This window comes from Streptomyces sp. S063 (assembly GCF_002832675.1).
Taxonomy (GTDB): domain Bacteria; phylum Actinomycetota; class Actinomycetes; order Streptomycetales; family Streptomycetaceae; genus Streptomyces; species Streptomyces sindenensis.
Window position 1 is genome coordinate 7,604,750 of the sequence record NZ_CP021707.1, and the last position, 9,934, is coordinate 7,614,683.

The 9,934-nt window shown below is 67.5% G+C and carries 11 protein-coding genes and 1 pseudogene; 10 read left to right on the top strand and 2 right to left on the bottom strand.

Annotated features, from left to right (window positions below):
- Positions 1–646: 646 nt before the first annotated feature.
- The 7 genes and pseudogenes from CCZ36_RS34560 (at position 647) to CCZ36_RS34585 (ending at position 4,922) form a co-directional block, all read left to right on the top strand.
- A complete protein-coding gene (locus CCZ36_RS34560) occupies positions 647–1,075 on the top strand; it encodes a hypothetical protein (protein WP_128816817.1) in 429 nt (142 codons plus the stop codon).
- Positions 1,076–1,243: 168 nt separating this feature from the next.
- The gene (locus tag CCZ36_RS34565) at positions 1,244–1,726 is read left to right on the top strand and encodes a DUF4231 domain-containing protein (RefSeq protein ID WP_128816816.1); all 483 of its coding nucleotides are present in this window, start codon (positions 1,244–1,246) and stop codon (positions 1,724–1,726) included.
- 225 nt (positions 1,727–1,951) lie between these two features.
- Positions 1,952–2,161 (top strand): annotated as a pseudogene (locus tag CCZ36_RS37120) (NF041680 family putative transposase); the annotation flags it as partial.
- 138 nt (positions 2,162–2,299) lie between these two features.
- Positions 2,300–2,824 (top strand): hypothetical protein, encoded by a 525-nt coding sequence (locus tag CCZ36_RS34575; protein WP_237302540.1) that lies wholly within the window; start codon positions 2,300–2,302, stop codon positions 2,822–2,824.
- A 315-nt stretch (positions 2,825–3,139) separates the two neighbouring features.
- Entirely contained in the window at positions 3,140–3,643 is a 504-nt protein-coding gene (locus CCZ36_RS34580; protein WP_128816815.1) for a lamin tail domain-containing protein, read from the top strand.
- Positions 3,644–4,173: 530 nt separating this feature from the next.
- The gene (locus tag CCZ36_RS36495) at positions 4,174–4,299 is read left to right on the top strand and encodes a hypothetical protein (protein WP_256094530.1); all 126 of its coding nucleotides are present in this window, start codon (positions 4,174–4,176) and stop codon (positions 4,297–4,299) included.
- Positions 4,300–4,361: 62 nt separating this feature from the next.
- Positions 4,362–4,922: a S1 RNA-binding domain-containing protein gene (locus tag CCZ36_RS34585; protein ID WP_128816814.1), complete on the top strand. Its 561-nt coding sequence runs from the start codon at positions 4,362–4,364 to the stop codon at positions 4,920–4,922.
- 39 nt (positions 4,923–4,961) lie between these two features.
- Here CCZ36_RS34585 and CCZ36_RS34590 read toward each other — a convergent pair whose 3' ends face one another.
- The gene (locus CCZ36_RS34590) at positions 4,962–5,219 is read right to left on the bottom strand and encodes a DUF6207 family protein (RefSeq protein WP_237302539.1); all 258 of its coding nucleotides are present in this window, start codon (positions 5,217–5,219) and stop codon (positions 4,962–4,964) included.
- A gap of 107 nt (positions 5,220–5,326) precedes the next feature.
- On the bottom strand, positions 5,327–7,426 hold the full coding sequence (locus tag CCZ36_RS34595) for a HEAT repeat domain-containing protein (RefSeq protein ID WP_237302538.1): 2,100 nt from the start codon (positions 7,424–7,426) through the stop codon (positions 5,327–5,329).
- Between the two features lie 490 nt (positions 7,427–7,916).
- Here CCZ36_RS34595 and CCZ36_RS34600 point away from each other — a divergent pair, with 490 nt between their 5' ends.
- From CCZ36_RS34600 to CCZ36_RS34605, 3 genes are all read left to right on the top strand, one after another.
- Positions 7,917–9,254, top strand: a complete 1,338-nt coding sequence (locus CCZ36_RS34600; protein WP_164873595.1) for an ATP-dependent nuclease — start codon at positions 7,917–7,919, stop codon at positions 9,252–9,254.
- Positions 9,146–9,544, top strand: coding sequence for a hypothetical protein (locus CCZ36_RS37125; RefSeq protein WP_443069856.1), 399 nt, complete (start codon positions 9,146–9,148; stop codon positions 9,542–9,544). The genes CCZ36_RS34600 and CCZ36_RS37125 overlap by 109 nt, the downstream gene beginning before the upstream one ends.
- Before the next feature lie 26 nt (positions 9,545–9,570).
- Positions 9,571–9,934: hypothetical protein (locus tag CCZ36_RS34605; RefSeq protein ID WP_164873596.1), on the top strand; the 364-nt coding region annotated here is incomplete at its 3' end.

The window sequence follows — 9,934 nt, forward strand, 5'->3', positions numbered from 1 at the left end:
TGAGGCCCCCGCCCACTCAACGGGCGGGGGCTGCTCTACGCCCAGAGGGACACGACGTTCGCGACCGACCCCACCAGCACCCCAGCCGCCGTGAGCAGCGCCGGCCACTTCAACGAGTGCACCACCAGCTCGAGCGCCGCCAACTGAGCATTCTCTTCGAAGTACGTCAGGTTCCCCCAGTTCCCTGAAGGAGCCCGGATCGCGGTACGCCGAGCCGACTTCTCCTCCTCAGGTACGTCTGGGTCAGTGAGAACCGCCTCAAGCTTTGCCAGGTCGGCCTTCAGGGACGGTCTTGAGGGCGCCCCAGTACACCCCGAGGATGGACAGCACGACGCCGATCACTGTCAGCGCGATGGAGAGTATGAACATCGCCGCACTGTATGCCGACGCTCTGACAACACTGTGAGCCGTTTCAGGCCGCTACCGTTCTCGCGCCACCGCGTGCCCAGGGAGCCCCTATGCGGCACGATGTCGTTGTGCCGAGGCTCGACGTCCCCTCCGCGGTCACCCGAGCACTCCGGCGGCGATGAAAGAGGGGCAGGGGAGCCGGTCGTCGTCGCCGGCACGGGCCTCGACGGAGTGAACCGGCCCCGCTGCCCGTGACGGTGGGGGTCGCCGAGACGGTTGAGCGATCATGAACCGACCGATGATCTTCTCTGCCGCTCTGGCCGCCATGCTGGTTCCCGTGGCCGCTGTTCCCGCCGCGTCGGCCGAGCCGCTGGCCGTGCGGGCGTACGTCGACACCCGGGTGCGTGACTGCGCGGGGTCCGGCTCCGGCTGCCGCCCCGGGGTCGTGGTCCACCACTGGTACCGCCGTGGCGTCCAGGCCCGTGGGGTGGGCTGGGTCTATGCCTCGCGGGAGGGTGTCCGGTCCGGTACGGCCCGCTGGTTGGTCAAGAAGCCCGGCGGCACCTGGAAGACCGGCGGGACCTGGAAGCGCGCGGCGAGGGTGGGCAGCTTTGTGGAGGCGTCCTGGGGCCGGGACGGGCACACCGGCCCGAAGTACCCGCGCAACACTCGCATCTGCGTGGAGTTTCGGGGCCTGACCACGAAGGCGTGCGTCACGCTCAAGTGACCCCTGTCCTGTGCCACCCAACTTTGATCGCTTGTTAATGAAGCCTGATCGCCCCACTTGTCCCCATGGCCTGGTGGCTATCGAACGGCGATGCTGGGGAACCGCGCAGTCGCACGGCTACCTCTGCCAGGGCGAACTGCGATTTGACAACGGATCTTTGGGGGATCAGTGCAGCCGGACAGCGGACCAGGTATCGGCCTCAGCCCGGGGGAGACAGCTGCCCTCCTGCTGAACAGGATCCGGCAGGGCAACGACTACGCCCGCGGTAAGAAACAGCGGTTCCGTCGAAGCGCTTCGGTAACCAAGATGGTCACGCTTGCGCTGTCCGCCGCTTCCACCATCATTCTGGGCCTGCAGAGTCTCAACATGTGGGCCAGTCTGGCTTTTGCCCTTGTGGCCCTGGGGACGTTGCTGGGGGCCGTCGAACCGTTCTTCAACTGGCGCTCGCGATGGGTGCTGATGGAGGAAACGCAGTACCGGTTCCAGCGGCTTGCCGATGACCTCGAGTATCTCGTGGCATCGACGGCACCCGAAGAACTCACCTATGCTCAACTTGGTCAAATTTTCGATAGATATCAAATTATTTGGGATGACCTGAGTCGCGCTTGGTTGGAGCATCGCCGGGAGCCGGCGCAGTCGACCAACGGTTAGTTCGAAACGGTGGCGGCGACCCACGTACCTCGACGTACGGGTGGACGGGTCCTGTGAAGGTCAGAAATTTCCGACCTGTCTTTTCGGAGGTCGGCAAGCTCTCCAGGCACCTACGGGCGATCGCTGGGGACTTGCGCTGAGGCTGATGGGGGCCGGGCCTGGCGCCGCGCCGGTCCCGCCAGGGTTGTGGGACAGGCCTTATGGCGATTGCTGTGATTCCCGCCGCTCCGGCTCGCGCGGCCGCTGGCCACCGGTCTCCGGCGGCCGTGGGAGAAGCCGGCCCCTGCTGAACAGGCTCACGTCTGCCCGGGTCCGCAGGAACCTGTGTACGGGGACCGGCTCCCCGACCAGTGCACCGAAACCGTCTCGTCCTGGGCCTGGCCGCCGGGTTCGAAGAACCACCGCCCAGCCACCCGTCACGACGTGGCAGAGTCCTGGCCACCGGCGAGAATGCAGCCGCCCCGCCCATCACAAGAAGGGCACCAAAATCCCGGCGCAGTGAGGAGCGGCAGACTTGACGGCCTGGGTCATGTGCAGCGGGCACGAGGCCGATGAATTTCACGGGGTACGTCGGTGGATCTCAGCTCAGCGATCATCGCTGTCGCAGGCGTCGCAGGAACCCTGGGAGGGGCGCTCCTCACCCAGCGCGGCTCCCAGCGGGCGAAGCGCCTGGAGATAGAACTCGTTCGAGACCATGAGGAGGCCCGCGAGGCCCGTTCGCTGCGACGCACCTGCTATGCGGAACTCAACCGGGATGCCCGGCAGTTCAACACCGCACTCAACCGCCACCTGCACGTCATGCGAGAACGCGGCGTGGAGGAGGCCAACAGCGACGCACTCGAGGAAGCGAAGAACGCGCACCGCGATCGATACTCCGAAGCACAGATGATCGCCCCCGAAGAAGTACTCAGGCGAGCGAGCGTCGTCAACCAGGCCCTGAACAAGGTCTACGGTCAGGTCAAGCGTCTCGAACGCGGGGCCCCCGAACCAGGCGAAACGATGGAGACCGCGGCCCAGGCCCAGTACGAGGTCTGGGAGATGCTCCGGACTATGAGAACCGCTATGCGCCACGACCTCGGTATCTCGCAAGAGGATTGAGAGCTGGTGTCGGCGTCCCGTCCCTATCTCCTGCAGGGATCAAGTAGGCCACCAGCTCCAGCAGAGGGCGGCGACGACCTGCCTGCAGTCCGGGTCTGAAGACAGTGCTGTCCTGTGCTGCCCGAAAACAGCAGTGACGTCCGCGGGCCCTGTTCCCCAGGCGCCGCGCAGCCTCATCGCCGCTTGCGGCGTCACGTGCCGTCGTTTGTCCGGCAAGCGGTGCACACGGTTTCCTGCCCGTTTCTTCACCAAGGAGTCACAGGTCTCGATAGTCTCCCTGGACGCTCTATTCGCACCATTGAGGGGGGATTCCTCATGCATGTCCGTCATGCCCTGACCGCTGCCGCTACCGCTGCTTCGGTCCTCGCTCTCGGCCTCGCGGCCGCCGCCCCGGCCCAGGCTGCCGAGTACTCCTCGGCCCTGAAGATCAGGGGTGTCCAGTACGACGCTCCCGGCTCCGACTCCAACAGGTGCTCGGGCGGTAACACGAAGCACGAGTACCTGACGATCAAGAACTACTCGCGGACCACGACCGTGAACCTCAAGGGCTACGTCGTCAAGGACGCCGCCGGCAACAAGTTCACCTTCCCGGCGACCCACAGGCTGCAGCCCGGCGACTACATCAAGCTCCGGGGCAACCACGGCACCGATTCCGACGCCAAGAACGTCGTCTACCGGCAGAACTGCAACTTCATCTGGAACAACGACAAGGACACCATCTACCTGTACAAGCCCTCCGGCGCCCGCGCGGACGTCCACTCGTACACCAAGAAGTCCAACGACCGCGACGGCAACGGCTACATCACCTACCACGGATAGCGAACGCGGGCGCCGACGGCTGTCTAGTGGTCGGCGCCCATGCCTGCGGGCGAAGCGATTCCGCAGAGGCCGCCTCAGGACCAGTGAGACCGGCTCCAGAGCGTCCTCGCCGACCTGGCCGAGGCCGAGCGGACTCGGGGCGTCGGGAGTTCTTGGAGGCCTTCCTGTTCTCCTGCGGCCTGGTCGACGAGGAACCCGAGGGATCAGGTGAGCCGCAGCCTGACCAGCCGGAGGTGCCCGGCTGCAGGCTGTGGGGATCGCTGCGGCGGGACGGCCTGGTGTGGTCATGCTGACACTGGTGGCCCAGGATCGACAGCTGGTCGCTCGGTGAACCGTACGACCGTCGCGGCGGTGCCGGCTGACGGCACCCGGACACCGTGATCGCTGTTGGAGGGGACTACGGGAACGGTATCGAGGTGGACTTCGTCGACGGGCGTCAGCACAGTGTTCGTGCCTGCTGACAAAGATCTCCAGGGTGACGGCATGTGAGACTGCACCGACCGCACCACCCAGCAGCGAGGACTATGGCCATGAGCGGCATCTACGACGACGGAGCAACGTACGGGCCGGACCCAGACGCCCAGCCTCCGCAGGAGGCTCCGGCCGACCCGATCTACGACGACGGAGCCCAGTACGGGCCCAGCGCCGAGCAGTAGCCTCACGACGCGATGCCCCGGCGGACATTGCTGGCACGTGACGTCGCGTGCCAGAATTTTGTATGGATTGGCAGTCCGAGAGCCCGGAACTATGGGCGTTCCTGAAGACCCTGCACCGCGGCGACATCCTGGCCGGCACCGTCGCGGCGATCGAACGGTTCGGGGTCTTCGTGGCCCTGGACGACGGGCCCGACCATCCCACCCTGCCCGGCGTCGGGTTCATCGGTATACCCGAACTCTCCTGGCGGCACTTCAACGATCCCGCAGATGTTGTTCAGGTAGGGCAGCGCGTCTCGTGCGAGTTCCTGGGCGCTGACACCCACAACGCTGAGGCCAGACTGTCTTTGAAGGCACTGCTGCCCGACCCGCTCCAGGCGTTCGCCGCCCGCGCGGTGGCGGGCCAGGAGTTCCGGGGGACAGTTGAGAAGGTGGTTCCCATCGGCGTCTTCGTCGAACTCGGAGATGGGATGGTCGGGTTGGTTCCCTTCATAGAGATCGACGGCCGCCCCGCGGCGAGTCCGGCACAAGACTTCGCGATCGGCGAAAAGATCACCGTCATCGTGCGGGAAGTCGATCTGCCAACCCGCCGGATCTTCCTGTCCAGGCCAAAGAGCGGTCAGTAGACAGAGACCGCACGTTCACGTGGGCGCGGACAGCCACGCTCACACATCCTGATCCCCGGTGCGGCGGATATCGGCGTACACCCGGCTCGTCACACCGGCCCGGCCCGGCACTCGCCGTACAGGGGCCAGGCCCGAGGTCGCCCAGCGCTCCTCCAACTGGGCTACCACCAGCCGAAGCGTGTCCTCGTTCGCCGCAGTGATGTCCAGCACCACCAGGCCGGGCTCGCTGATGTGCTGCCCGCTGATCTCCTTCATGCCGTCCCTGACGTCCAGCCGGTGAGCACGGTTCGCGCCCATCTGACCCTTCACCCATCCGGCGGACGCGGTGCGCGGCTCGGATGCCAGGGCAGTAGGCCCCGTCGGCAGGCGAAGGGGCGCTGCCAACGTTTCCCGCAGGGGGCTGCTCAGAGGCGGGACGTGACGGAGCGGCAGGCCGCCAGCAGGTTTTCGTCGTTGGGGATGTCGCGGAAGCGGCCGCTGCGGCGCAGGAGCGTGAGCTCTTCCCGGACCCGGGGGAGGGCCGGCCGGGCGGCCGTCCCCATGCGGCTCAGGCAGGCCAGGACATGATTGGACGTCGAGTCGTTCTCCGCCCACGCTGCCAGGAGCGTTTCCACGACGGCGGGCGCCTCGGCGTCGCCGCCGATATCCCACAGGGCGGCCGCGGCGTAGACCCGGGTCCACTCGTAGCCCGCTGTCAGCATCTTCCGCAGACGCGGCAGGGCCGGCGCGGCAGCCGACCCGATCCGCCCCAGGACGGCGGCTGCCTCGTCGTCCGCGTGAGTGTCAAGAAGCTCAACCAGCCTCGGCACGACGCCGGCCGCGTCGCCCTCAAGTTCCCACAGTGCCGCCGTCGCGGCCGCCCGGACGGTGACGTCCTGCGCGTCGGCCAGAGGGCGGACCACATCCAGGGCGAAGGCGGCTTTAGGGCCGAAGGAGGCGAGGGCCTTGAGGGCGGAGGCGGCCGTATGCCACTGCTCCTCACGCATGGCCGCGGCTACGGCACTGGCCAGCACCGGTGCAGACCCGGGGTCACCCAGCTCTCTCAGGGCGGACACCAGAGCGTTGGCGCTCATCGACTGCGACGCATCCGAGAAGTCCACCTCCGCCAGGAGCTTCGACAGCCTCGGCGTCAGGTCACCGGCCGCCTCACCCAGGTGACCGGCCACCTGCACAGCACGCCAGGCGTCGGCGCCCCCGTCCAGCGCCTCCAGCACACAGTCCAGCGCCCGCAGATCCCCCAGAGATGCCAGAGCTCTGACAGCTTCCTGGTGAGCGCGCCGTACCAGCCGCTCCCGGGCCGCCCACACGCCCGGCCCGTGTTCCGCACGGGCCGCCTCGACGTAGCCGGCGAGGGCCTCCCGGGCCGGCTCGCTCACCGGCACGAGCGCCCCAAGAGCCTCCGCCGCCGCAGCCGAGGTATACGGGTCCCCGGGGTCCAGACACCCCGCGATCAGCACCACCAGACCGGAGTGATCCCCACGCCACTGGCCGATCAGCTCCGTCGCCATGCGGATCGCGTCGTAACGCACCCCAGGGTCCGCACTGCACAACTGCCCGGTGAGCACAGCGGTGCGCTCCAGCACACGATCGTCCAACACCGTGTGAAACGCCTCCAGCAGGGAGGTCGTCGGCGCGTGAACCCGGCCGTGCCGCTCCAGATCCTCGAACGCCGCGGCCACCTGCGGCGGCACACCCGGGGAAGGCGTCGCGCCAGCGGCCACATCCAGCTCCACCTCGGCCCGGCAGGGCGCATCGTCATCCCCGCCGGTCTCCTCCGGAGCGATCTCCCGGATCAGACCGACCGCCGCCGGCACCACAGCGTCACCGAGCTCCCCCGGAGCGCACCGGACCCTTTGCACGAGAGCAGCGAGCCGCACCTCGGGCACTTCTGCCGTGTCACCGGCCAGAGCGTCCAGCCAGCCGACGGCCGCACCGTGCACGGCCGCATCCCGCAGCGCCACCGTAGCCACCGCCCTCACAACGAACAGCCGCTGCACCATGCCGCTCCCGGGAAGCAGACTGCGCAGGACCTCCAACGCGCGTGCACTGTCGGCGAGGAAGAGGCCCAGGCACTCGATCGCGGGCCGCCGTACCTCCTCATCCGGGTCCATCACCCAGCGGACGAACACCTCGGCACGCTCACCTATCACCGCCAACGCGTCCACATGGGCTCTGGACTCGGTGCCGTCCGGCGTGAAGTACACCCCTTCGGGATCCATATCCAGGCACTCCTGCCCGATGCTGAGCAGCAACTCGATAACCGAGCCCCGGTCAGGAGTCGCGGGACTGTCGGCCATCTCGAACAGGAACGGCAGGCTGGCCGCCGTGCACGGATAGACATCCCCCTGATGGTGCGCCGCACTGTAGAAGCCGCTGAACGCCTCGTCCCGTACACCGGGGTCCGCCGAAGCCATGCCCTTCAGCCAGCCCGGAACATCGCTCGCCGGACCATAGGCGTGGCCCATGGACTCCCAGCCGCCGCCGTCAATTTCGTTGATCATCATGCGGGGCACTATGCCGAAGGGCACTGACACCACCCCGACGTCGCGCCCTGGGCGGAACACTGGGAGGGGCGAACACCCTCACATGCCAGCAGGGTCAGGTCTTCTCTCCTTGCCGGAGCTCGAACAGGTCCTCAAGGAATGGAACGACAACTGGGGCCGCGCCATGCCCTTTACACCCTCACGAGCGATCTGGGAGGCGAGCGGAGAATCCTTTGGACGCCGATCCAGGACGACCTCCGAGAGGATGAGCGGCTCTACAACCTCATCGCCTCCGGCATCGGATGGACTGAGACCCCCGCGGCCTGACGGCCGGCCCTGCCGGACTCAGCGGCTCCGATCTCCGTCCCGGCCGGTGGCCGGGACGGAGATCGGAGAAGATCACCTATCAGGCGGTATGGAAGGCCACCGGACACCGGGAAACCGCCCACCCAGGCGGGACTGCCCTGTAATGATGAATCACCACATCGCACCAGATGGCCAAAGGGGTCGCATGGGCCTGCACATTTCGCGGATCGAGATACGTAACTTCCGCAACTTCCGGCACCTCGTCATCGACGACTTCCCCGCCCACGCCGTGATCGTCGGCGAGAACGGCGTCGGCAAGTCGAACCTGCTGGAAGCGATCCGGCTGGTACTCGACCCGTCCATCTCCGACGCGCGGCGCATGCTGCGCGAAGAGGACATCTGGGAAGGGCACCCCGCAGGCCTCGCCGGCGGAGCCGATGTGACCATCGTCGTCGAGCTGCGCGGCTTTGACGACGACGCTGACGCCAAGAGCATCCTGTCCAGCGCCACGGTCGACTTCGACCCCTACGTAGCCCGGCTGACCTACCGCTTTGCCCCGCGAACCGAGATAGCAACCGCCGACGGCTCCCAGGTGCAGCCCACCGGCCGGCCGCTGACCGCGAAGGACTACGACGTCGTCGTCTTCGCCGGTGACCGCGAGACCAACGACGTGCGGGCCATCCGCCGCGAGGTGGCCCTGCGCGTCCTGCCCGCCCTTCGCGACGCCGAAGGGGATCTGCAGAACTGGCGGCGCAGCCCGATGCGGGATCTCCTCGAACGGCTTCCCCTAGACCCGGCGAACTTGGAAGCCACCGCCTCGGCGATCGCCACCGCCGTCGACCAGCTCACCAAGGACGCCAACGTCGCCAAGCTGGAGGGACACCTGACGGACCGGCTGGGAGACATGTTCGGGCCGCGCATGGCTCCCCAGCCCACCCTCGGCTTCGCCTCCTCTAAGCCGGACGAACTGATCCGCGCCGTACGTCTGTTCTTCGATACCGCCCGCCGCAGGAGCATCTCCGACACCAGCCTGGGCAGCGCCAACGTCATCTACCTCGGCCTGCTCCTCGAAGCCCTCAGCCAGCAGCGACTCGACGAAGAGTTCATCGCCACGCTCGTCGCCGTGGAAGAACCGAGGCCCACCTCCACGTCACCCTCCAGCGGCACCTCTTCCGGTACCTGCTGCGCACCGGGCCTTCGCTCATCCTCACCACCCACAGCCCGCACATCGCCGCCGTCGCCCCGGTCCGCTCCTTCATCGTGCTGCGCGCCACGGGTAACGGCACGACCGGAGCCACCACGGCAGCCATTCCCGTCAGTGACAAGGAAGCCGCAGACCTGGAGCGCTACCTCGACGTCAGCCGTGCCGAGGTCCTCTTCGCCTCCGCCGTGGTGCTGGTCGAAGGACTGGCCGAGCTGTACATCCTCCCCGCCCTGGCCGAAGCTGCCGGGTTCGACCTCGACGCCTACGGCACCGTGGTGGCCAGCGCCCACGGCACCGACTTCAAGCCCTACCGGGCGCTCCTCGGCCCGAAGGGCCTAGACACTCCCCATGTGGTCGTCACCGACGGAGACGCCACCCTCGACAAGCGCGGGGTGCGGGAAGCCGGCCTCAAGCGGGGCGCGAAACTCAACCCGGAGCCGTCCCGCAGCAAGGCACTCCTGGAGCAGATCGCCCTCCTTCCGGAAACCGATGCCGCCGACTACCGAACGACCCGCGATCCCCTCGCCTCAGAACTCCAGGCCACGGCATCTACATCGGCGCCCAGACGCTGGAGACCGACCTGTGCTCCCTGTTCGGCGAGGAGATCATCCAGGCCTTCGAGGAGCTGAACACCAACACCACCGCGCGAGACGACGTGAGCCGCGGGGTCGCCAACGAACAGAACACGACCGTCGACCCCGTCCTGCGGAAGAAGATGCTCAAGCGGATCGGCGCCCTCAGCAAGGTCGCTTCGCACAGCGCCTCGCCGCACATATCGCACACCGACCTGCAAGGACGCATCCGAGACGCAACCCAGACCCCCTGGAACCTCCCCCTCGACGAGCAGGCCCTGCGCCGCCTGGGCACGGCCTCCTACATCTTCCTGGCCATGGAACACATCAGCCGCGCGGCCCGCGGAACGTCACTGTTCCCCGCCCCACGACGCCGTTCGCCAAACGGGCAGCCAGCGATGCAGGTCAGTGACATCCTGCTCGCGGAGCTCGACAGCCTGCATCCCA